At 70.7% G+C, this 21,572-nt stretch carries 20 protein-coding genes and 2 pseudogenes; 5 read left to right on the forward strand and 17 right to left on the reverse strand.

Annotation, left to right across the window (positions count from 1 at the left end):
• Positions 1-66: 66 nt before the first annotated feature.
• Positions 67-1,104, forward strand: a complete 1,038-nt coding sequence (locus D0T12_RS32190; protein ID WP_117404531.1) for a ketoacyl-ACP synthase III family protein — start codon at positions 67-69, stop codon at positions 1,102-1,104.
• Here the strand turns inward: D0T12_RS32190 and D0T12_RS35115 are convergent.
• Positions 1,055-1,282 (reverse strand): acyl-CoA carboxylase subunit epsilon, encoded by a 228-nt coding sequence (locus D0T12_RS35115; RefSeq protein ID WP_147339723.1) that lies wholly within the window; start codon positions 1,280-1,282, stop codon positions 1,055-1,057. The genes D0T12_RS32190 and D0T12_RS35115 overlap by 50 nt on opposite strands.
• Complete coding sequence (locus D0T12_RS32195) at positions 1,279-1,428, reverse strand: carboxyl transferase domain-containing protein (RefSeq protein ID WP_117404727.1); 150 nt, start codon at positions 1,426-1,428, stop codon at positions 1,279-1,281. Before D0T12_RS32195 ends, D0T12_RS35115 begins: the two co-directional genes overlap by 4 nt.
• A gap of 16 nt (positions 1,429-1,444) precedes the next feature.
• On the opposite strand from D0T12_RS32195, the pseudogene D0T12_RS36865 reads away from it, so the two are divergent.
• Positions 1,445-1,597, forward strand: a pseudogene (locus tag D0T12_RS36865) (carboxyl transferase domain-containing protein); the annotation flags it as partial.
• A 120-nt stretch (positions 1,598-1,717) separates the two neighbouring features.
• Here D0T12_RS36865 and D0T12_RS32210 read toward each other — a convergent pair.
• The 4 genes and pseudogenes from D0T12_RS32210 to D0T12_RS32225 form a co-directional block, all read right to left on the reverse strand.
• A pseudogene (locus tag D0T12_RS32210) lies at positions 1,718-2,032 on the reverse strand (carboxyl transferase domain-containing protein); the annotation flags it as partial.
• Positions 2,013-2,450 carry a flavin reductase family protein gene (locus D0T12_RS32215; RefSeq protein WP_407642140.1) on the reverse strand — a complete coding sequence of 146 codons (438 nt, stop codon included), beginning with the start codon at positions 2,448-2,450 and terminating at the stop codon, positions 2,013-2,015. The pseudogene D0T12_RS32210 and the gene D0T12_RS32215, both read right to left, overlap by 20 nt.
• Before the next feature lie 150 nt (positions 2,451-2,600).
• Positions 2,601-3,239 (reverse strand): response regulator, encoded by a 639-nt coding sequence (locus D0T12_RS32220; protein WP_233526420.1) that lies wholly within the window; start codon positions 3,237-3,239, stop codon positions 2,601-2,603.
• 562 nt (positions 3,240-3,801) lie between these two features.
• On the reverse strand, positions 3,802-4,335 hold the full coding sequence (locus D0T12_RS32225; protein ID WP_117404537.1) for a TetR/AcrR family transcriptional regulator: 534 nt from the start codon (positions 4,333-4,335) through the stop codon (positions 3,802-3,804).
• Between the two features lie 57 nt (positions 4,336-4,392).
• Between D0T12_RS32225 and D0T12_RS32230 the strand changes: the two genes are divergently transcribed.
• The 3 genes from D0T12_RS32230 to D0T12_RS32240 all read left to right on the forward strand — a co-directional run bounded on the left by D0T12_RS32230 (position 4,393) and on the right by D0T12_RS32240 (position 7,332).
• Positions 4,393-4,743, forward strand: coding sequence for a VOC family protein (locus D0T12_RS32230; RefSeq protein ID WP_117404539.1), 351 nt, complete (start codon positions 4,393-4,395; stop codon positions 4,741-4,743).
• A 144-nt stretch (positions 4,744-4,887) separates the two neighbouring features.
• Positions 4,888-6,366, forward strand: a complete 1,479-nt coding sequence (locus tag D0T12_RS32235; protein ID WP_158581710.1) for an alpha/beta fold hydrolase — start codon at positions 4,888-4,890, stop codon at positions 6,364-6,366.
• 228 nt (positions 6,367-6,594) lie between these two features.
• The gene (locus tag D0T12_RS32240) at positions 6,595-7,332 is read left to right on the forward strand and encodes a VOC family protein (protein ID WP_117404728.1); all 738 of its coding nucleotides are present in this window, start codon (positions 6,595-6,597) and stop codon (positions 7,330-7,332) included.
• Between the two features lie 9 nt (positions 7,333-7,341).
• Here the strand turns inward: D0T12_RS32240 and D0T12_RS32245 are convergent, their stop codons facing one another.
• From D0T12_RS32245 to D0T12_RS32295, 11 genes are all read right to left on the reverse strand, one after another.
• Positions 7,342-8,361 carry a TolB family protein gene (locus D0T12_RS32245; protein ID WP_117404543.1) on the reverse strand — a complete coding sequence of 340 codons (1,020 nt, stop codon included), beginning with the start codon at positions 8,359-8,361 and terminating at the stop codon, positions 7,342-7,344.
• Positions 8,358-9,533 (reverse strand): MFS transporter, encoded by a 1,176-nt coding sequence (locus D0T12_RS32250; protein ID WP_117404545.1) that lies wholly within the window; start codon positions 9,531-9,533, stop codon positions 8,358-8,360. The genes D0T12_RS32245 and D0T12_RS32250 overlap by 4 nt, the downstream gene beginning before the upstream one ends.
• A 90-nt stretch (positions 9,534-9,623) precedes the next feature.
• Complete coding sequence (locus D0T12_RS32255; protein WP_158581711.1) at positions 9,624-12,071, reverse strand: N,N-dimethylformamidase beta subunit family domain-containing protein; 2,448 nt, start codon at positions 12,069-12,071, stop codon at positions 9,624-9,626.
• Positions 12,072-12,403: 332 nt separating this feature from the next.
• A complete protein-coding gene (locus D0T12_RS32260) occupies positions 12,404-12,928 on the reverse strand; it encodes an AMIN-like domain-containing (lipo)protein (RefSeq protein WP_117404548.1) in 525 nt (174 codons plus the stop codon).
• A gap of 289 nt (positions 12,929-13,217) precedes the next feature.
• A complete protein-coding gene (locus D0T12_RS32265) occupies positions 13,218-13,742 on the reverse strand; it encodes an AMIN-like domain-containing (lipo)protein (protein ID WP_117404549.1) in 525 nt (174 codons plus the stop codon).
• Positions 13,743-13,829: 87 nt separating this feature from the next.
• On the reverse strand, positions 13,830-15,509 hold the full coding sequence (locus D0T12_RS32270) for an ABC transporter ATP-binding protein (RefSeq protein ID WP_117404550.1): 1,680 nt from the start codon (positions 15,507-15,509) through the stop codon (positions 13,830-13,832).
• A 7-nt stretch (positions 15,510-15,516) separates the two neighbouring features.
• The gene (locus tag D0T12_RS32275) at positions 15,517-17,292 is read right to left on the reverse strand and encodes an ABC transporter ATP-binding protein (protein WP_117404551.1); all 1,776 of its coding nucleotides are present in this window, start codon (positions 17,290-17,292) and stop codon (positions 15,517-15,519) included.
• A 4-nt stretch (positions 17,293-17,296) separates the two neighbouring features.
• On the reverse strand, positions 17,297-18,346 hold the full coding sequence (locus tag D0T12_RS32280) for an iron-siderophore ABC transporter substrate-binding protein (protein ID WP_117404552.1): 1,050 nt from the start codon (positions 18,344-18,346) through the stop codon (positions 17,297-17,299).
• Positions 18,347-18,447: 101 nt separating this feature from the next.
• Positions 18,448-19,323 carry an ABC transporter ATP-binding protein gene (locus tag D0T12_RS32285; protein WP_117404729.1) on the reverse strand — a complete coding sequence of 292 codons (876 nt, stop codon included), beginning with the start codon at positions 19,321-19,323 and terminating at the stop codon, positions 18,448-18,450.
• 2 nt (positions 19,324-19,325) lie between these two features.
• Positions 19,326-20,396 carry a FecCD family ABC transporter permease gene (locus D0T12_RS32290; RefSeq protein ID WP_117404553.1) on the reverse strand — a complete coding sequence of 357 codons (1,071 nt, stop codon included), beginning with the start codon at positions 20,394-20,396 and terminating at the stop codon, positions 19,326-19,328.
• On the reverse strand, positions 20,393-21,472 hold the full coding sequence (locus tag D0T12_RS32295) for a FecCD family ABC transporter permease (protein ID WP_117404554.1): 1,080 nt from the start codon (positions 21,470-21,472) through the stop codon (positions 20,393-20,395). The genes D0T12_RS32290 and D0T12_RS32295 overlap by 4 nt, the downstream gene beginning before the upstream one ends.
• Positions 21,473-21,572 lie beyond the last annotated feature (100 nt).

Below are 21,572 nucleotides of genomic sequence, written 5' to 3' on the forward strand. Positions count from 1 at the left end.
GCGACGGGCGGGTCGCGACGACCCGTCCTCGACGGCGCCCTGACGGGCGGCTGCGACGCTCGCGGCATGAGGTACGACGACATCTACGTGGCGGGGACCGGACGTCACCTGCCCGAAGCGATCGAGACGGCCGACGCGGAGAAACGGGGCCTCTGCGCCCGCAAGGACGTCTGGCGCACCGGCATCCAGGCCGTGTGCGTCGCCGCGGACGCCCCGCCGGAGATGGCCGCGGACGCCGCGCGGCAGGCGATGAAGGACGCCGGCGCGGACCCGTCCGACGTCGAACTGGTCCTGCACGCCAGCGTCCACTACCAGGGGCATGACCTGTGGGCGGCCGCCTCCTACGTGCAGCGCGAGGCGCTCGGCAACGACTGCCCGGCCGTCGAGGTGGGGCAGCAGTCCAACGGCGGCATGGCGGCGATCGAACTGGCCGCCGCGTATCTCGCGGCCCGGCCTGCGGGCGGCAAGGCGCTCGTGTCGACCGGCGACCGGTTCGCGCCGCCGGGCTTCGACCGCTGGCGCACCGACCCGGGCACGATCTGCGGCGACGGCGGCACCGCGATGGTCCTGGCGCGCGGCGCTCCGGACGACGGACGCTCGGCCGTCCGGCTGCGCAGCGCGGTCTCCGTCTCCGACCCCGGCCTGGAGATACTCGGCCGGGGCACGCGCCCGTTCGCGGACGCCCCCCTCGCGGCGGCCCGCCCGATCGACGCCGAGGCGCCCCGAGAGGAGGCGGTGTCCGAACTCGGCTTCGCGGAGGTGCTGCGGCGACTGCGGGACGGGCAGGTCAGCGCCGTCGGGCGTGCCCTGTCGGAGGCCGGCGTCGAACGCGCGGAAGTGGACTGGTTCGTCCTGCCCCACCTCGGGCTGCCGAAGATGGACGTCCAGTTCTTCGAGCCGCTCGGCATCGACCGGGCGCGGACGACGTGGGATTGGGGCAGCCGGATCGGTCACCTCGGCGCCGGGGACCAGATCGCCGGGCTCGACGAGTTGATCGTGACCGGCCGCCTCGCGCCCGGACAGCGCTGCCTGCTCGCCGGGGTCGGGGCGGGTTTCACCTGGTCCGCGGCCGTCGTGGAGCGGACGCCGGGCGTGGTGGGCTGAGCCCCTCGGGGTCCCAGCGCGGCGCGGGCCGCCCCTCCGCTTCGCGCGGAGCGGTGGTCTCCGCCGCGCGGTCACCGCCGTCCCCGCGCAGGAGCCCCCCGTGCAGAAGTACGGCGACGAGCGCCGCCAGCTCCCGCTCGTCCGGGCGGCCCCGCACGATCTCGATGTCGGCGCTCACCGCGGCTGGTTCCCGTGCTTGCGGTGGGGCCGGGGCGCGTACTTGTCGGCCGGCATGTCCAGCGCGTCGACGATCCGCGCACGTGTCTCGGCCGGGTCGATCACTTCGTCCACCAGGCCGCGCTCGGCCGCGTGGAACGGCCCCATCAACTCCCGCCGGGACTCGCGGTCGATCGGCGCGGACGTGTCGCTCGCCTGGCCGACCAACGAGATCGCCGTGATGGGCGCCGAGGCCGCGGTGAACGTGGTGTACCGGCGGGAGATCGCCGCCGCCGACGACCCCGAGACCGAACGCCGCGCCCGCGTCGAGGACTACATCTCGCCGTCGTCCACGATCTCCTCGATCACCGCGCGCACCCGCAGATCAGCGTGATGCTCGGCCCGTGCGCGGGCGGGGCGGCGTACTCGCCGGCGCTGACCGGCTTCGTCTTCATGTCACCCCGGAGTTGCGGACGTTGCGCCGGAAGATGCCGCCGTACCCGGCGAGCGCGGTCACGCCCTCCTGGATCCGCGCGCCCGCCCCGTCGCACAGCCCGACGTGCGGCGCGCCCGCCTGCGCCGCCAGATCCATGATCTTGTGGATCTTGCCGGCGTGCGCCTCGCCGAGGCTGCCGCCGAAGACCCGGAAGTCGTGCGCGTAGGCGAACACCCGGCGGCCCTCGACCAGCCCCCAGCCGACCACGACGGCGGCGCGCCGCTCGGCCTCCAGCGCGGCCATCCGGTCCCGCATCTCAGACACTCCCGTAACCTCCGGCGGCGAAGACCAGCGGCCGGGCGTCGCGCAGGCGACCCGCCGCCACGACCAGACCGACGACGACGCGGTGGTCGCCGAGTTCGAGCGCGTCCACGAGCGTGCAGTCGACGAAGCCCGCCGCGTCGGCGAGCACCGGCGCGCCCGTCACCGCGGTCGCGACCTCCTGGCCGGCGAAGCGGTCCACGCCGCGCGCCGCGAACCGGCGGGCGAGGGTCTCCTGGCCGGCGCACAGGAAGCTGACCGCGAAGCAGCCCGCCCGCCGGACCACGGGCCATGTCCGCGACCCGGATCCGATGCAGAACAGGACGAGCGGCGGCTCCAGCGACACGGACGTGAACGAGTTCATCGTCGTCCCGGCGGGTCCGTCCCCTGAGTCGGCGGCGGCAACCGTCACTCCGGTGGCGAAGCCGCGCATCACCGTCCGGAACTTGCTGGCCTCCACGGGTTCGATCTGGCGAAGCACGGCGGTCCCTCCGCTGGGCGTACGGTCGCCGCCAACGTAGGACGGCCGGGTCGAGCCCGGTTCGCGTCCCGTCAGAGCCGTGCCCCGCGACCTACCCGCGGCCTACAGCGTGTTCCGTGGCGGCTCGATGAGGCCGGCGAGGGCCGCCCGGTTGACCGCGTCGAGCCGCGACCCCGCGCCGAGTTTGGCGAAGATGTTGCGGAGGTGGCGCTTGACGGTGGCCTCGGTGAGCGCGAGCCGGTTCCCGATCTGCCGGTTGGTGAGCGCCAGCGCGGTGAGCTCCAGAACCTGCCGTTCCCGCTCGGTGAGCTGGACGGGCTGCGCCCCGTCGTCCTCGGGCAGGCTGCGCCGCGAGACGCTGAGCACGATGCGGTCGGAGTTCTGGACCGCCTGGATCGCCGCGACCAGCTCGTCCCGCGTCACCGTCTTCAGCAGGTAGCCGCGGATGCCCGCCTCCAGCAGCGCGCGCAGCAGTTCCGGGCCCTCCTGCATGCTGAGGATGATCACCTTCGTTTCCGGTGAGTGCCGCCGGATGCGGCGCACGGTGGTGACGGCGTCCCTGCCGTGGCCACCGACCTCCAGGAGGACGACGTCGGGATGCCGGTCGGCGGCCATGCTGACGGCCTCCTCGCCGTCGCCGGCCTCGCCGACCACCGCTAACTCGTCGTCCTCTTCGAGGATCTCCCGCACACCCTGCCGGACGAGGGTGTGACCGTCGACGATCAGGATGCTCCGCGTCAAGACCGCTCCCCGATCCCGGCGGCCCCCCGTTTCGGACGACGGCGGCCGGGCACGGGCGAACGGGCGGAACGCTTTCTCGGACGTCCACTCATGAAGGCTCCGATCGGGGCGGTCAGGGGGCCGTTCGAGTCCGGACGCGCCCCGCATTGCGGTCCATACCGTCGCATTGCGATACCAAAAGACCGACCGGATAGGTTTACCAACCCCGTTACCATTCCGAGATCCAACCGTAACATGTAAGGCGCCGGCCCACCACCGCCGTTACGCCCAACCGGGTCCTACCTGACGATTCGCGGTCTCCGACCGGCATCTGACCGCACGTCGTACACCGAAAGCGCTGATTCCTCGCCAGATCAACGCGGGAATGGCGCGTCGCCTGCCGTTCCGCCCACCAGTCGGGTCGAGACCCGTCGCGCGGGCAGGCGTCTCAGGGACTCGTCAGCCGTTTGGACGGCACCGGCCGCTCCACCTCCATTCCATGCTCGACCTGAAAGGCCAGGATGTTCCAAAGCGAAAGGTCGAGGTCGTGTGCCTTGGGCTTTGGGTCCTGGTGGTGAGGGATTCACGCCTCGTCGGGCGGCTGGATTCTGAGGGCCGCGAGGGCGGCGCGGGCTTGTGCGGGATCCTCGCCGGCGGCGACCGCCGTCAGCGCCGCGCGCCAGGCCGCCGCGAGGACCCGGCCGAGCAGCGGTGCCGCCGGGGCGAAGTTCTGGCTGAGGGTCTCGGCCAGCCGGTCGTGCTCCGTGCCCGCGGGCGGGTCGCCCAGGATGTACAGGAAACCCTCGCGGACGGCGAAGTCGAGGCCGACGAGCAGCGCCGACGTCACGGCGGCCGAACGGCTCGACGCCGAACCTCCGGCGGCGGCCATCGCGCCTTCCATCCGGTCCAGGAGGCGCCGTTCGACGTCCTCCCGCGCGACGGCGTACAGCCCGAGCTTGCTGCCGAAGTGATGGTAGAGCGCCCCGGTCGTGACCTGCGCCGCGGCCGCCAGTTCGGTGACCGTGACCTCGGCGAAGGGACGCGTCCCGAACGCCTCGACCGCGGCGAGGGCGAGGCGCCCCCTGGGGGATGTCGATACCGGAACCCACTCGCGCATGGGTACATAATGCCGTTATGCTCTGCCTAAATCCAGTTACGTCCGGAAGGAAGCATCATGAAGCTCGAGTTCCTGTTCGTCCCCACCGCTGACCTGAAGGCGTCCCTCGCCCTCTACCGCGACACCCTCGGCTTCACCGAGATGTGGCGCGAGGGCGACGCGACCGTCGCGCTGTCCCTGCCGGGGACCGATGTCCAGCTCATGCTCGACGGTCACGACCCGAACGCCGCGGTCGGGCCGCTGTTCGTCGTCGAGAGCGTCCAGGAGTTCCACAAGGCCCACTCGGAGACGCTGACCGTGGTCGAGGAGCCCTCAGAGATCCCCGGCGGCTTCCTGGCCACATACAAGGAGCCGGGTGGCGCGACCCTTTACGTCATGGACCAGTCGAACGACCAGGACGTCCAGTAGCAGCGACGCGCTCCGCCACTGTCCGCGTCCACGTGCCGGTAGGCACTCGGCCGTGACGCGGGCCGTTCTCCCCCCTGGGTATCGGGGACCGGTTCACCGCGTCGGGCGATGCGCGATCGGGGGGAGGCGGGAGAGTCTCGCGCCATGAGAAGGACCTTCAAGAGGACGGTCGTGCTCGTGGCCGCGGTCAGTGTCGTGGCGGTGGCACCGGTGGCGCGGGCCGAGGCGCCGCCGGACGGATGTACGCCGGTTCCGCGCGCCGAGTGCGGGACGCTGCGGGTGCCGCTGGTGCGCGCACATCCCGAGCAGGGCAGCGTCAATGTCGCGTACGCGGTGATCCGGCGCCGGAACACGTCTCGGCCCGCGTCCGGAACGATCACCATCAATCCGGGTGGTCCGGGTGATTCACCGATCGCGCTCGCCGGGATGTACGTCCAGGCGTTCGGTTCCCTTCTCGACCGCTTCGACCTGCTGCTCGTCGACCCGCGCGGGGTCAACAGGTCCGACCCGGTCGACTGTGGGATCACCGGGCTGCCACCCACGCGCGACGGGATCACCCGCATGATCGGCGATTGCGGCGGGACGCTGGGGCCACGCGCACGCGGTTACACCTCGGCGGAGATCGCCGACGACATCGACGCGGTCCGCGCCAAGCTGGGGATCGAACGGCTCGACCTTCTTGGGGAGTCGTACGGCACCTACCTCATGACGGTGTACGCGCAGCGGCACCCGTCACGGGTGCGGTCGATGGTCCTGTCCAGCGCGTACCCGCTCGCCTTCGACACCTGGGGCCGCACCAGGGTGCGCGCGGCCCGCAGGGCGATGGAGTTGATGTGCGAGCGCAGCGGCGGCGCCTGCGAGGGCCGCCAAGTGCTGCGGGACATCTCACGGCTCGCGCAACGGCTGCGGGAGCGGCCGATCCCGTACAAGGTGGAGGACGAGAACCGGCTACTGGACGACACGTCGCTTGCCGTCATCGTGCACGACCTGGCCGCCGGTGCCCCCGAGGGCATCGGCGAGATCCCGGCCATGGTGCGGGCCGCGCTGCGCGGCGACGACGCGCCGTTGGTCGAGACCGCCCGGCGGGTGAGCCCGATGAGCGGCTCGACCGCCAAGCGGGAAGAGCAGGCGTTCAACCCGAACCAGGCCGCGACCGTGATGTGCAACGACTATCCGAAGCTCTGGAACCGTAGGGCACCGGTGGACGCCCGGTTGCGGCAGTTCGACGCCAGGCGCGCCGCACTTTCCGAGAGGACGTTCTGGCCGTTCGGCAAGAAGGCGTGGACCAGTGTTTCCCTCGATCTCGGCAACGCCTGCATTCGTTGGCCGGACGGGCATGGTCCGGTCCAGCCGACCGGCGGGCCCTTCCCTGACGTGCCGGTGCTGGTGGTGTCCGGCGACCTGGACACGAACACGCCCACGGAGGAGGGACGGCTGGCCGCCCGCCAGTTCCGCCGCGCCACCGTGGTGGAAGTGCCCAACGTGGGTCACGTGCCGGAAAAGGAGCCGAGCGGTTGCGTGGCGGGCATCGAAAGCGGATTCGTCCGGAACCTGCGAGTCGGTGACACGTCCTGCCTCGCCGATATCCCGCCGGTTCCCGTACGGAGCGACAACCGTAAATGAATCGCCGCCGAGCACGAATTGAACCCAAGGAGAAGCGACACGCCGACCTCCTCGACGCATCTCCTGCGGAACGCGCCACAAAACGGTTGTCCAGAACCACGCATTAGCCAACCTGTGAGCAAATAGGTCCCGGCTGCGGCTGAATAAGTCGCCGTTCGGTCGCTACATCGTCTTTGGCGAGCGATTGCGGGCGTGGCTTCTTGTGCGGCCCGCCCTATGATCGGCGGCATGTCACTGCGGCTTATTCAAGTGAACTTCAAGGCTGGGGACGACTCGACACTCGGCCGGTTCTGGGCGGACGCGCTCGGCTGGAACCTCGCCAGTGAGGCCCCGGGCGTGACCAACGTCGAGCCCAAGGGCTTCACCTGGCCGGACCCCGCCGCCTTCTACATCGACTTCGTCACCGTCCCGGACCCGGAGACGGTGAAGTACCGCGTCCACCTCGAACTCGCCACCACCTCCGAGGCCCATCAGGCGGAGATGGTCGCGCGGCTGAAGGATCTCGGCGCGACGGACGCGGACATCGGTCAGGGCGACGTGCCGTGGACCGTCCTCGCCGACCCGGAGGGCAACGAGTTCCGCGTGCTGGAGCCCCGGGAGATCTACCGGGACACCGGCCCGATCGCCGCGGTGGTGGTCGAGTGCGAAGACCCACGGGCCCTCGCCCGGTTCTGGGACGAGGCGCTGGACTGGACCTTGCTCAAGGTGACCGACGATCAGGCGGTGCTGCGTTCCTCCGACGGTGTCGGTCCGTTTCTGGAGTTGCGCCACACGCCTGGCGCGCGCACGGCGCGAAAGCGCGTCCATCTCGACCTGCTGCCGGAGCCGATCGACGGCAAGGAAGCGGAGGTGACCCGGCTGCGGGATTTGGGCGCCACCGATGTCGACCTCGGCCAGGGCGACGTGCCCTGGACGGTCCTGGCCGACCCGGAGGGCAACGAGTTCTGCGTCCTCGGCCGCGGCTGACGCGAACTCTCAGGGCGCCAGACGATTCCGGGACGGGGATCGGACGGTGGGCGAGTCGGCGTCGGGAATCAGAACGCGGGGAGCGCCACCGCGCAACGGGACGACCCAGATGTCGGCGTTGCGGCCGCCCGCGCCGCCCTTGGGCACCCCGTACATCACGTGGTCGTCGTCGAGCCACGCCGCCTGGTCGTCCACACTGCGGGGCTCCGCGAGCGGGGCCTCGACGCCGGTCGCCAGGTCGAGGGTGTGGAAACGCCAGACGTCGGAGGTGGGCCCGGTCCGCTTCTTGTAGACCAGGCGCTGACCGTTCGGGGACAGGGACGGGCACTCGACGTTCTCGCGCAGGGCGGTGAGGGTGCGCCGTCCGATGTCGCCCTCGACGAGGTATCTGCGGTTCTGCGTGGCGACGGTCGCGAAGAACCGTTGCCCGCCGGGGACGAACGTCACGCCCCACACGTTGCGGTCCACGTTCCTGTTCGGCTGCCCGTTCAACATGAAGGTGAACTGCTCGATGTTGCCGACGGGGTCGCCGCCGATCCGACCGATGACGGTCTCGGTGGAGAAGCCGTCCGAGAGGTAGGAGTGTCCCGTCACGAAGGCGGTCGTGGCGTAGTAGCGGCCGTCCTCGGAGATCCGGGCACGGCTCGGGATTCCGTTGAGCGGGAGCTCCTCTCCCGGGCGGAGCCGGTCGTCCATAAGGGACGCGGTGAACAGCCGGATCGGGTTGCGCGTCTGCCGCAGGCACAGGCCGCCGGCCGCCGAGGCGGCGGTCCGTTCGCAGCGGGTCGGGAGGACGACGCGCTCGCCGCGCGGTTCGGCGACCGGAACCGCGGCGATGTGCCCGAAGCCGGGCCCGGGGCGGAGCGACCGGAACACGATCTGGCGACCGTCGGGCAGCTCCGCGGAGCCGTCCCCACCGGTCGCGCGGGCGCGCAGCACCGAGGACGCGACACAGCCCGCGGCCACGGCCGTCACGAGGATCGCGATCCCCATCATGATCCTGCCGTCTCTGGTGCCGTGCCGGATCATCGAGCCTCCGTCCGTGTGATCATCGGTATGGCCGCGAGCAGGGCGGCCGTGAGCGCGGCGGCGAAGGCCAGCACGGCGGTGTCGCTCTCGGCGGCCGTCCAGATCGCGCCGAACGTGACCGCGCCGAGGGCTCGTCCACCCGCCACCGCCGCCTGGACGACGGAGATCCCGGTCGCTCTCAGTTCGGCGGGCGGCAGCGGCGCGGCGGCGGCGGGCAGCACGCCCTCGGTCGCCGCGTAGTAGGCGCCGAGGAACACCAGGGTGGCCACGACCCCGATGGTCCCGCTGATGAGGATCGCCGTGAGATACGCGCACAGCAGCAGCCCGTATCCGATGGTGAAGACGCGGTTCCTGCCACAACGGTCGGAGATGCGGCCGAGCGGCACGGCCAGGGAGAGATAGACCAGGCTCGTCCCGACGAACAGCAGCGGGAACCAGCGGGTCGTGACCGACTCGTTGCTCAGCAGGACGAGGTAGAGAAAGGCGTCGCCGATCGTCGTCGCCGACAGCAGGGCCGCGGCGCACAGCAGCCGCCGGAACCCGCCGATCCGCATGAGGGACGCGACGTCGCGAACCGAGATCGGTCGCGAGCCGAGCCCGGCCGGACGTTCCGCGCGGTGCTCCGGAACTCGGTGGACGAACAGCAGCACACCGAGGACGGCGACGCAGAACGACACGACGAAGACCATGCCGAAGTCGCCCGGCGCGAGCGCGAGCAGCCCGAACGCGACGATCGGGCCGAGCAGCGCGCCGGTCGCGTCGAGGGCCCGGTGCACGCCGAAGGACCCGCCGAGCCGGTCCCGTGGAGCCGCCGTGGCGATGAGCAGGTCGCGCGGCCCGGTTCGCAGGCCCTTGCCCGCGCGGTCCACCGCCACCGCCGCCGACAGCGCCGCCGGACCCCCGGCGGGGAACAGCATCAGTTTGGCGGCGGCGCCGAGGGCGTACCCCGTGCCCGCGACGAGCTTGGGGCGGCGCAGCCGGTCCGCGAAGAAGCCGCCGAGCAGCCGTACCAGGACGGTCGCGCCCTGGTAGAGGCCGTCCAGCAGACCGTACGCCAGCGGAGTGAGCCCGAGGGCGAGGGTCGCGAACAGCGGCAGGACGGCCGTCACCATCTCGGTGGACACGTCGGTGATCAGGCTCACCAGGCCGAGGACGACGACGACCCGGGGCACCCGGGCCGTCGATCTTCCACCGTGAGGGATGCCGCGTACCGATACGTACACATGGCCTCCGAGGTCGGCGACAGGAAGACGGGGGACCGGTCAGCCGGTGCCGGGGAGCGGCTTGTCGGCGGCGAAGGCGTCCAGGACGTTCTCGGTGATGGTGGCGATGTCGTTGTCGTACTTGTTGAAGAACAGGCTTCCCGCCCAGGAGATGGAGCTGGCCGAGAAGACCGCGCCTCCCCGGGGGTAGTGGGTCAGCGCGACGTCGCCGCGGACGAGCCAGTTGACGGTGCCGCCCTCCATGAGGTTGGCGGTGTTGTTCTCCTCCTTCACGAACAGGTACTCGTCACCGAAACCGGCGCCCGTCCCCAGCACGATCGTGTTGTCGGCGGACCCGAGGGCGTAGTCGGCGCGGTCGAGTTCCTCACCCATGGGACCACCCGGGCTTTGCAGGGACTCGAAGTCACCGATGGGGCCGGTGGACTTGACGCCGTCGAACACCCACGCGGCGTTCGGGCCGTGGCTCTCGGGTGAGCGGACGACAGGACGGCTGTACATGCCGGTGCCCAGCCGGGATCCGAACCCCTGGGCGGTGAACCCGACGCCGACGAGTTGCTGCGGCGGCCGTCCACGGAACCGCCACAGGCCGCCGTACTCGCCGGTGGTGCTGTGGTAGTGCTCGCCGGGAGCGCCCTGCCAGGCCTCGGTACCGTCGTGGCGGCGCACCTCGGTGTAGGTGCCGGTGCGGTCGAGTGGTGTGACCCAGTAGAAGCCGTTGCCGCCCAGGTACATGAGACGGCCGCCGCCGTTCAGCCAGCCCTGCAAAGCGTCGAGCATGGGCTCCGACGTGTACTCCGGATGGCTTCCAGTAATGACGACCTGATAGTCGTCGAGCAGCTTCCCGCCTTCCCGGTGCAGGTCGTGGTCGGTGATGTAGTCGACGTTGTGGCCGGTGGACTCCAGCCAGTCGATGATGTGGGTGTCGGCCTCGAACTGCCACGGCCTGCCCTCACCCTTGGGCCCGGTGGTGTACGGACGCATGTTGATGATCGGGCGCAGGCTCGACGAGTAGACCACTCCGCTGCCGTCGCTGTGCTGGGAGTACTGGCTCAACCCGTTCACGAAGGGGCCCGTCACGCCGTAGGCCAGGTAGCTGAACGTCGGCACCAGCAGCGCGACCTTCGAGACGGGCTTCTTCGGACGTACCACGAAGGTCGCGTGATAGACGCGTCCGTCCGCTTCGAGTTTCGCCGCGTACACGCCGCTGCGGGCGTCGTCGGGCACCCGCCAGGTGAAGTCGGGCTTCCAGGCCGCGTCGCCCAGGTCGTCCTCGTGGAAGTACATCGCGCCGTACTGTTCGCGCGCCCGCTTGAAGTCCTGCTCGTCGGCCCGCCAGTTGTGGCCGGTGACGGCCCGGACCGGCAGGTTGACCGCCCGGCCGTGCAGTCGGTTGCCCGAGGTGTCCACGACACGGTCGGTGTCCATGTTTCTGGAAAGATCAAAGGACGCCACCGCTCCTTCGGCCGGTCCGCCGCGTCGCAGTGCGCGGATCTCCCGGTCGTCCAAGGCCCGGTCGTACACCCTCGGGGCATCGATCTTGCCGTTGTAGAACCCGGCCGGACGGTCGCCGGCGCCCTGGTAGGCGGCCATCAGCAACGGGACGGTCGCGTTCTTCAGCCCGCGGGCCCCGATCGTCCGGGTGACGACGGCCTCGGACGTGTTGGGGTGCCCGGACAGCGGCTGCTGGTACAACCTCACCTTGCCGGTCTCCGCGTCGTAGGAGACCGCGGCGAAGTACCAGCCGGAGGAGTTCACGTGCTGCGGCCGGACCGCCCCACGGGGTTCGACCCCCCGCAGCGCCGGGGCCCACGGCTGCATCTTCACACCGGTGCCCACCGCGTGGACGCGCCCGGACCGGTCGGCCAGCCGCAGGCCCAGCCCGCCGTCCCGGTCCACGACCATGCCGTATCCGGTCTGCTCCGCCTCCGACCACTTCGTCACGATCCCCTGGACGGCACCAGTGCCGACCGGCGTCCGCTGAAAGGCGATGGGGTTGAGCTTGGAACCGGGAACGGTCGTCGGCGCGATCCACGCCGCGATGGTGAAATCGCCGTCCGGCCGCAGGTCACCGTCGTCGGGGACGGTCACGTACGAACCGAGCGGCAACGTCTGATACCGCCCCGGGTACTGCTTGTTGACGTCGGACTCGACGGCCTGCTCTTTGATCCCGGGCCCGCGTGGATCGGCGTCACCGTGCACCACCCGCACCATCGTCGCCTGGAACGCCGGGCTCTTGGTGCTCACCCTGAACGTGACGGACTCCCCGGGCCGGACGCTCATCTGATCCGCGTAACCGCTGATTCCGAGCCTGTCCAACTCTTCCTGGGGCGTCCTGGGGTCGGCGGGCAGCGGAGGCGGGTCGACCTTCGGGGTCTGGGGCCACGTGGCCGCCATTCCATCCTTCGTGGCCAGCGGCCCGGACCCGCCGATCACGGCGACCAACACCGTGATCATCAGGGCCGTTCCCACCCGCGTCCACGCGATCACACGATCACCTCTCTGTCGCCCCCGAACCTCGGCCGCTGAGGACCGATGTGCCATCTCATCGGGGCCGACGACGAGGCAGGTGCGCTCATCGCCACGGAAGACCACCTTCGGCGGAGACCCGTCCTTTGCAGGAGACCTGACCTCAAATTAGATCAAGCGTCAGGGAAGTGCCAGAGAGCGTTGACCGGCGACCTGACCGAAAGCGGACCTTGATTTCGGGCCCCGCGCCCTAACGGCTGATCACAGGCCTGACGGCGGCCCGGTACGAGAACCGGGCCGCCGCCACGATCGGGTCTTCTACCGCGCAAAAGCGTGCGACCCGCCGGACAGGACTACCAGGCGTGGGCCACGTCGACGACGAGCCGCGTGCCACCACCCTCACGCGGGAGGGCGAGGACCCGGAACGGCAGGCGCGCCCGCACCCCCAGGCCGATCGTCGTCTGCCCCTCGAAGGAGGCCGCCCCCGCCACCTGCCGGAACGTGGTGTACCCGGACACATTGGCCAGCTCGGGCGAAACGGCCGGGAACCCGGGAGCGGCCGCGGCCTGGACGATGATCCGGATCTTGGCACCGCCGCGCAGCGGCACCGGCTTGCCCGAACCCTCCTGGTGGACCTCGTCGACGTAGCCGACGAGGTAACCGAAGCGCGACCCGGCCACCTCGATGACCAGCCGGTCGTAACACGTCTGACGGCCGGTACGGACCCGCTCAAGCGGGCCCTGCGAGTAATCGCCCAGCGTCCCCTTCGACTGGGACCCCCACGGGGTGTCACACGCCGCCGACGCGGACGTGCCGAGCACCCCGACGAGAACGGCCGACACGACGAGGGTCAACAACCCTCCGACTAATGCGCGCATTCTGGACCTCCATCGCGCGAACAAACCAAGTGCTAATAGAGACGTCCCACGTCCCTCGAAGGTTGGCCCGTTCCCACACCCAACAAACTCGATCACAACCGGTCCAGACTCACCCGCTTGTTTCTTTCCACAAACACCCCGAACACCACCCCACTCACCACCAGCCGCTGGAACAGAGCCACTTGAACGCGTCCGTTCAGCGCCGGCCTCAGCATCTGGACGCTGACGGCGGCCCGGTGGGGAAGCCGGGCCGCCGTCGAGGGTTGATGGTCGGGTCTTCTGGTCGTGGTCACCAGGTGTGGGCTACGTCGACGACGAAGCGTGAACCGCCGCCGTCGCGGGGGAGGGTGAAGACGCGGAACGGGAGACGTGCCCGGACGCCCAGGCCGAGCGTGGTCTTGCCCTCGAATGAGACCGCGCCCGCTACCTGCCGGAAGGTGGTGTAGCCGGAGACGTCGGCCAGATTGGGTGAGGTGGACGGGTATCCCGGTGCGGCTGGCGACTGGACGATGATTTCCAGTTTGGCGCCACCGCGCAGCGGGACCAGGTCGCCGGAGGCGTCCATGTAGACCTGGTCGACGTACTTGACGCGGTGGCCGAAGCCCGATTGGGCGACGTCGATGACCAGACGGTCATAGCAGGCGTGGCGGCCGGTGCGGACTCGTTCCAACGGGCCCTTCGCGACGCCGGTCAGCGTGCCCTTGCGCAGCGATCCCCAGGGGGTGTCACATGCGGCCGACGCGGGCGTGCCGAGCGCCCCGACGAGAGCGGCCGACATGACGAGTGTCAGCGAACCCCCAAGTAATGCGCGCATTCTGGACCTCCATCGCGCAAGGGAACTTCAGGTGTTCGATAGGACGCCCGTTCTCCAAGGAAAGTTGGCTTGCGCCGCGTTCTGTGATCAGCGGGTTATGGCTCGGCGGTAGGTGGCGTTGGTGTTGAGGAGGGTGCGGTGGGTGCCTTCGGTGGTGATGGCGCCGTCGTCCAGGACGAGGACGCGGTCGGCCGCGTCCAAGAGGACGGGGCTGGTGGTGATCACGATGGTGGTGCGGCCCCGGCGCAGGGCGGCGAGGTTGCGGGCGATCAGTTGTTCGGTGACGGCGTCGACGGCGGTGGTCGGGTCGTGCAGGACGAGGACGGCGGGGTCGGCGGCCAGGGCGCGGGCCAGGGAGAGGCGTTGGCGCTGGCCGCCGGAGAGGTTCGCGCCACGGTCGCGGACGGGGTGGTCGAGCCCCTCGCGGTGGAGGGCGACGACGTCTGTCAGCATGGACGCCTCGACGGCCTCGTCGACCATGCGGCCGGTGCCGGACGGGTCGATGTTGGTGCGGAGCGTGCCCGCGAAGATCTCCGCGTGGGACGGGTTCACCAGCAGGTGTTCGCGGAGCGCGTCGATCGACAGGTCCGCTGTGTCCTGTCCGCCGACTCGTACGGTCCCTTCGTACGCGTGCGGCGGGACGTCCATGGCGAGCAGAGACAAGAGGTCGACCGCGGTGCCGGGTTGGTAGGCGGCGATGGCCGTGAACTCGCCGGTGGGCACGTGGAAGCTCAGTTTGCGCAGGGAGCCGTACTGGACGCCGTCCAATTCCAGGCCGCCGTCGGCGTCCGGACGGTCCGAGCCGGGGGTCATCACCGGCGGCGCCGCCAGGAGCAGGGCCATCCGTCCGGCGGACGCGCGGGCCACCATGATGTACTTCGGCATTTCCGAGAACAGTTTCAGCGGTTCCATGATGAATTGCGCCAACCCCACGGCCATGACGAGTTCCCCGGTGGTGATCTGCCCCTGGAACGCGAGGTGGCCCGCCAGCAGGGTCACGGCGGCGGCGAGGAGCGCGTTCAGGGCGAGGGCGGCGCCCGCGTACGCGCCGTTCGCCCTCGCGACGGTGATCGCCTGGTTTCTCGCCTCCGTGCTGACCGTGCGGTAGGAGCGAAAGGCGGCGTGGTTGCCACCGAAGCCGTGCAGGGGGCGCAGGCCCGCGATGAGGTCGGCGACCTTGGCGCCCGCACGCGCCACCCGGGCCTGCTGTTCGCGGGTGGACGAGCCGATCCGCCTGGACAGGACGCTCAGGATCGTCAGCAGCCCGACCGTTCCGACGATCACGAGCAGGCCGAGGCCGGGGTCGGCCAGGCCCAACGCGACCGTGGCGATCAGGACGGCGACGAGCGAGCTGACCAGCAGCGGCACCACTTCGATGATGTCGGCGGTCTGGTCGGCGTCCTCGGTCGCGATGGTCAGCACCTCACCTGACTTGAGGTCAACGTCGCGGGCCACGGGCTGGAGTCCGCAGGCCGCGACCCGGACCCGCCAGCGGTGCGCCTCGGTCGTCCCGGCCTTCTGCAGGATGCGCATGCCGAACCGCCATGACAGCGAGACCGTTGTGATGATCACGCCGAGGGCGGCGAGGGAGAGGGCGAGGGCGCCGAGGCTCCGGTCCCGCATCGTGTGCTCGACGATCAGGCCGAGCGCGATGGGGAAGGCGGTCTCGCCCGCCTGGTACAGGCCCATGAGGAGGGTGCCCAAGGTCATGGGGGCGGCGTTGCGGCGCAGCGCGGTTCGGAGGATCGCGGTCCCGGTGGATGCCATCGTGTGGTCAGCCGCCCGCTCGCCAGGCCCGCCACAGGCGTGCGTACCGGCCGTCGAGCGCGACCAGTTCGTCGTGGGTGCCCTGCTCCACGACGCGTCCGGCGTCCAGGACGGCGATGCGGTCGGCCGCCATCGCCTGGGTCAGCCGGTGGGCCACGAACAGTGTGGTGCGGCCGCGGCAGGCGGCGTGGACGGCCCGTTCGAGCTCGGCGGCGCCCTGGCTGCCCGCTTCCGCGGTCGACTCGTCCAGCACCACGACCGGCGACCGGTTCAGGACGAGCCGGGCCAGGGCGATCTGGGTGGCCTTGGTGGCGTCGAGACGTTCGCCGCCCTCGCCGACCAACGTGTTCAGACCGTCTGGGAGGGCGTCGACCCATCCGACCGTGCGCAGCGCGTCCATCAGTTCGGCGTCGGTCGCGTCCGGAGCAGCCAGCCGTAGGTCGTCGGCGAGGGAGCCGGAGAACACGTGTGTCTCCTGCGTCAGGATGCTGACGAGGGAGCGTGCCCCGGCCTCGTCCAGCTCGGCGAGGTCGGTGGAGCCGATGCGCACCGATCCGGACTGCGGGGTGCCGATGCCCGCGATGAGCGCGGCCAGGGTCGACTTCCCGGCGCCCGTCGCGCCGACCAGTGCGAGCGAGCCGCCCGCCGGGATCGTCAGGGTGACGTCCCGGAGGACGGGTTCTTCGCTGCCCGGGTAGGTGAACGTCAGGCCTTCGACGGTGACCGGGTGGGCGGCGGTGTCCGCGGGCGGGGCGGCGTCGCCGACCAGGTGCCCGGACGGGGCCTCCTTCAGCACCCCGACGAGCCGGGTGAGGCTCGCGCCCGACTTCTGGGCCTCGTCGAAGGTGAACATGATGGAGCCGAGCGGGTTGAACAGGCGGTGGAACAGCAGCGGCGCCGCCGACACGTCGCCGAGGGTGGCGGCGTCGGCCTCCAGCAGCGCGTACCCGACCACGATGATCAGGACGAGTCCGATGTACTCGGCGCGGTTCTCCCTGCCGACGAAACGGCCGAAGAGGTGGAACACCTCGATTCCGAGATCGCGCACCCGCCACGATTCGCGGGTCACCTTCGCGCGGAAGGCGTCCTCAAGGCGGTACGCCCGGACCGTGTCGATGCCCTCAAGGCCGCTGATCAACTCCTGGGCGCGGTCGGCCTGCGCCGCGCGTTGCCGCTGGTAGAGCGGCGCCGACCTGGGGAGATACCAGCGCAGGGCGAGTGCGTAGGCGGGGAGCGCACCGGCGCCCGCCAGGCCGAGGCGCCAGTCGAGGCCGAACATGCCGGCGATGGCGATGGCGACCAGCACCCCCGCCGAGAAGACCGTGGGGACGGCCGTGCGGATGCCTTTCGACAGCACGGCGACGTCGTCGCCGACGCGGGAGAGCACGTCCCCCCGGCCGACCTGTTCGATCCGCGCGCTCGGCATGCCCAGCACCGCGCGGACGGCACCCTCCCGGAGCCGCGCGAGCAGGTCCGCGCCGAGACGTCCGATCAGGTACGTCGACGCGGCGGTGGCCGCCGTACCGAGCGGCACGGCGGCCAAAAGAAGGGCGCCGATCGTGATGAGGGTCGACTGCGGCGCGCCTTCGACGACGTTGTCGACCACCCGGCCCAGCAGGAGGACGGGGAGTACCTGGAGCGCCGCCCCGGCCACCGTGGTGAGCACGGCGGTGGCGGTCAGCCAGGGCGTCTCACGGCAGCGCGCGGCGACCCATCGGGTGGCCTCGCGCCCGGTCGCCGTGTGCAGGGCGGCGGGGGCGAGGCGCGTGCCGGTGGGTCCCATGCACCTACGCGGCCGACTCGACGATCGCGTCGATCGCGTACGGAAGGGACAGCAGCGTCCCCTGGGACATGGCCGCGCCGATCGCCGGGCCCTCGCTGTCCAGGAGGTACGACACCTTCCCGTTCTTGACGGCGGTGAGGTTGGTGAACAGCTCGAACTTCTTCAGGCCCTCCTGGTCGGCCTTGTCGTTGACGACGAAGATGCGGTCGACGTCGATGAGGTCGATGCGCTCGGGGGACAGCTCGGTGAAGAACTTCCCGCCCGCGATCTTGTCGATCTCGGTGGCGCCCTTGAAGCCGATGCCGGTGACGAGCCGTCCACGGACGTCGGTGGTGGTGAAGGGGGCGATCTTGTTCTTGTACCAGGAGATGACGACGGCGGTCTGGTTCGCGAACTCCGGGTGCGCCTTGCGGGCGGCGTCCAGCTTGCCCTGGATGTCGCCGACCATCCTGGTGCCCTCGGCCTCCCTGCCGAGGGCCTTGGCGATGTGCACCGCGTTGTCCTGCCACGGCGCGCTGAACGGCTCCTTCTCGGCCTTGGTCCGGCCCACCGTCGGCGCGATCTTGGAGAGCTTGTCGTAGGCGGCCCGGTCGATCTCGGAGTAGACCGCGATGATCAGGTCGGGACGCAGCGCGGCGATCTTCTCGAAGTTGGGGCCGGAGTCACCGTTGTTCATGATGACCTCGGGACGGGTGTCGCCCCATTTGTCCTTCACCCAGGGCCACTGGGTGTTGATGTCGGGGGTCTTGCCCGGCGGGTTCGGGTACTGGTCGACCATGCCGACCGGCTTGATGCCGAACGCGAGGATGGCCTGGTCGTCGGTGTAGCCGACGGACACGACCCGCTTGGGCGCCTTGGTGATCTTCGTGGAGCCGAAGTAGTGCTCCACGGTCACGGGGAACACGCCGCCCGAGGCGCCCTGGGAGTCGTCGCCGGTGTCGTCGGCCGAGTCGGAGCCGCATCCGGCGAGGAGGCTCGCGCCGAGGATCGCGGCGGACAGGATCGCCGCCCACCGCCGCCAGGATCTCGTGAGGGTCGTTGCTTGGTGGGGCATGCGAAATCCTTGATTGTGTGCTGTCCTTTATGCCTGATCAGGGCGGAAACACCCTAACAGGCGGAATTAGGGTAGGCTCACCTAAATCTTTGTTCCGTTCCTCACTCTCCCGCCGGAGAGGCCAGGTCGGGACGGACGTGGGCGCGGCCGATCGGCACGATCAGCGGCCGGTCCCCCACCGGATCGTCGATCACCTCGGCGCGCAGCCCGAACGCCTCGTGCAACAGGTCGGCGGTGATCACGTCGCGCGGATGCCCCTGCGCCATAATCGACCCCGCCTTCATCACGATCAGGTTGTCGCTGTAGCGGACGGCCAGGTTGAGATCGTGCAGGACCATCACCACGGTGCGGCCCGACTCGTGCAGGTCGTCCACCAGATCCAGGACGTCGATCGAGTACGCCAGGTCGAGGTAGGTGGTCGGCTCGTCCAGGAGCAGCAGGTCGGTGCCCTGCGCCAGGATCATCGAGATCCAGACGCGCTGGCGCTGCCCGCCCGACAGCGCGTCGACCGGACGGTCCGCCAGGTCCGACACCTCTGTCATGGCGAGCGCGCGCTCCACGACGTCGGCGTCGTCCGACGACCACTGCCGCAGCCAGCCCTGGTGCGGATGGCGTCCGCGGGCGACGAGGTCGGCCACCGTCAGCCCCTCCGGCGCGACCGGCGCCTGCGGCAGCAGGCCGAGCTTCTTCGCCACGTCCTTCGTCTTGAGCCTGACGATGTCGGCGCCGTCCAGCACGACCGTGCCCCTGGACGGTCTGAGCAGCCGCGACAGGGTCCGCAGCAGGGTCGACTTGCCGCAGCCGTTGGGCCCGATGATCGTGGTGATGACACCGGAAGGGATCTCAACGTCCAGGCCGTCGATGACCGTCCGGCCGCCGTATCCGACCGCGACGTCCTTGGCGGCGAGCCGCGCGGCCCCGTCGGCCCCGGGGTCCGGGTCGGCCGCATGGTCCGTCTCGGTCTGCCTTCGCCTCACCGTCACACCACCTGTCTCCGGTTCGCCCGCACCAGCAGATAGACCAGGAACGGCCCGCCGATCGCGGCGGTGACCACGCCGACCGGCAGCGTGACCGGCAACGCCGTCCGCGCCACCAGGTCGGAACCGATCAGCAGCACCGCGCCCACCAGCCCGGACGCCACCAGCGGCGGGGTCGGGCAGCGCACCAGCCGCATCGCCACCTGCGGCGTCACCAGCGCGACGAAGGGGACCGGGCCCGCCGCGCTCACCGCTACACCGGCCAGCAGCACCGCGCACAGCAGCATGACCGCCCGCACCACCGCGTACCGGACGCCCAGTCCCGCGGCGACCTCGTCACCGAAGTGCATCGGCCGGAACTGGAACGCGGCACCGGCCACGACGGTCAGCAGGACGAGCGTGGACGCGAGCGCCACCGTGACCGTGTCCCACGACCGGCCGTCCAGCGAGCCGACCAGCCACACCTGGGCGCGGGCCACGTCGGTGACGTCGGCCGTGGCCAGCAGCCATGTCGTGATCGCCTGCATCAGGGCGCTGACCGAGACGCCGATGAGGATGAGCCGGAAGCCGTCGATCCCGCGCCGCCACGCCAGCAAGTACACCAGCAGTCCGGTGCCGAGACCGCCCGCGAGAGCCGCCGCGGACACGCCCACCGAACCGGCGATCGCCGCGGTCGTGCCGCCCGACACCGTCAGCAGCAGCACCGCGACCGCACCGGCGCCCTGGGTGATGCCCAGGACGTCCGGGCTGGCCAGCGGGTTGCGCGCCAGGGACTGCGTGATCGCGCCGGACACGCCCAGCGCGAGGCCCACGACGAGCCCGGCCAGCGCGCGTGGCAACCGCAGGTCCATGATGACGAACCGGTCGAACCGCTCGCCGCCGCCGAAGAGCGTGGCGATCACCCGGGGCAGGGCGATGGGGAAGTCACCGGCGCCGATGGACAGGCAGAACACCAGGAAGGTCGCCGCGGCCAGCAACAGCGTCACGAGAACGTTCCAAGGCCGCCACACGAACGACACGCGTCCGAGCCGCACGCCAGGTGTGACGGGCCGTCGAATGTCGGTGTCGCTCATGCGTTCCTGAACTTCCCGCGCCACACCAGGGCCGCGAAGAACGGGGCGCCGAGGAGCGCGACGACGATGCCCGCGTCCAGTTCGCCGGGCCGCACGACCAGGCGGCCCACGATGTCGCACACCATGAGGACGACCGCTCCGAGCAGCCCCGCGTACGGCACCAGCCAGCGGTAGTCGGGCCCGGTCAGGTAGCGGGCGACATGGGCCACCATGAGTCCGAGGAAGGCGATGGGACCGCACGCGGCCGTCGCCGCGCCCGCCAGCAGCGTGATGGCGACGATGGCGACCGTCCGGGTCACCGCGATGTTCACCCCCATCGCCCGCGCCACGTCGTCCCCCAGGTTCAGCAGGTTGACGGCGGGAAGCGTGGCCAGGGCCAGGACGAGCCCGACCACGATGAACGCGGTCACCGGCCAGATGACGCGGAACCCGACACCGGCCACGGTGCCCGCGTTCCAGAACCGCAGCGCGTTCAACGACTGCCGGTCCGACAGCGTGATCGCCGTGGTCATCGCCGCGAGGAAGACCGCGACTCCCTGCCCGGCCAGGACGAGCGTCAGCGGGTTGCCCGCGCCCCGGCCGATGCTCGCCAGCCCGAACACGACGACGCCGGACGCCGCCGCGCCCACGAACGCGAACCAGACGTACTGGAACGGGCTGGTGAACCCGAACAGGGCGATCACCGTCACCACGCCGAACGAGGCACCGGCGTTCACGCCCAGCAGGCCCGTGTCCGCGATCGGGTTGCGGGTGCATCCCTGGATCAGCGCGCCGCCGACTCCCAGCGCGATGCCCGCCACGACCGCGAGGACCGTACGGGGCAACCGCACGGTCCGCACGATGAGCCTGATCTCGGTGAGCCGCTGGTCGGGGTCCGGGGCGGCGAACAGTCCCTGCCAGACCTCGCCGGGACTCAACGACCGCGCCCCGATGGCCAGCGACGCCGCGACCGAGACCGCGAGGAGCGCCACGAGGACGCTCAACCCGGTGAGTCGGCGCCTGCGTGCCGCCGCGCTTCCGGAGGCGACCCCGGACGCCGGACCGGACGCGAGCCGGGTCTCCTTGACCGCGCTCATCAACGTCCGCCGAGTCCGGTCAGCACCACTTTCCTCCGAAATCGGCTACGAGATAAGGGGAGCCTAACCTGATCCGTCGCCACAGGTCATCGCGCCCCCG

The organism is Actinomadura spongiicola, from assembly GCF_003432485.1.
Lineage (GTDB): Bacteria > Actinomycetota > Actinomycetes > Streptosporangiales > Streptosporangiaceae > Spirillospora > Spirillospora spongiicola.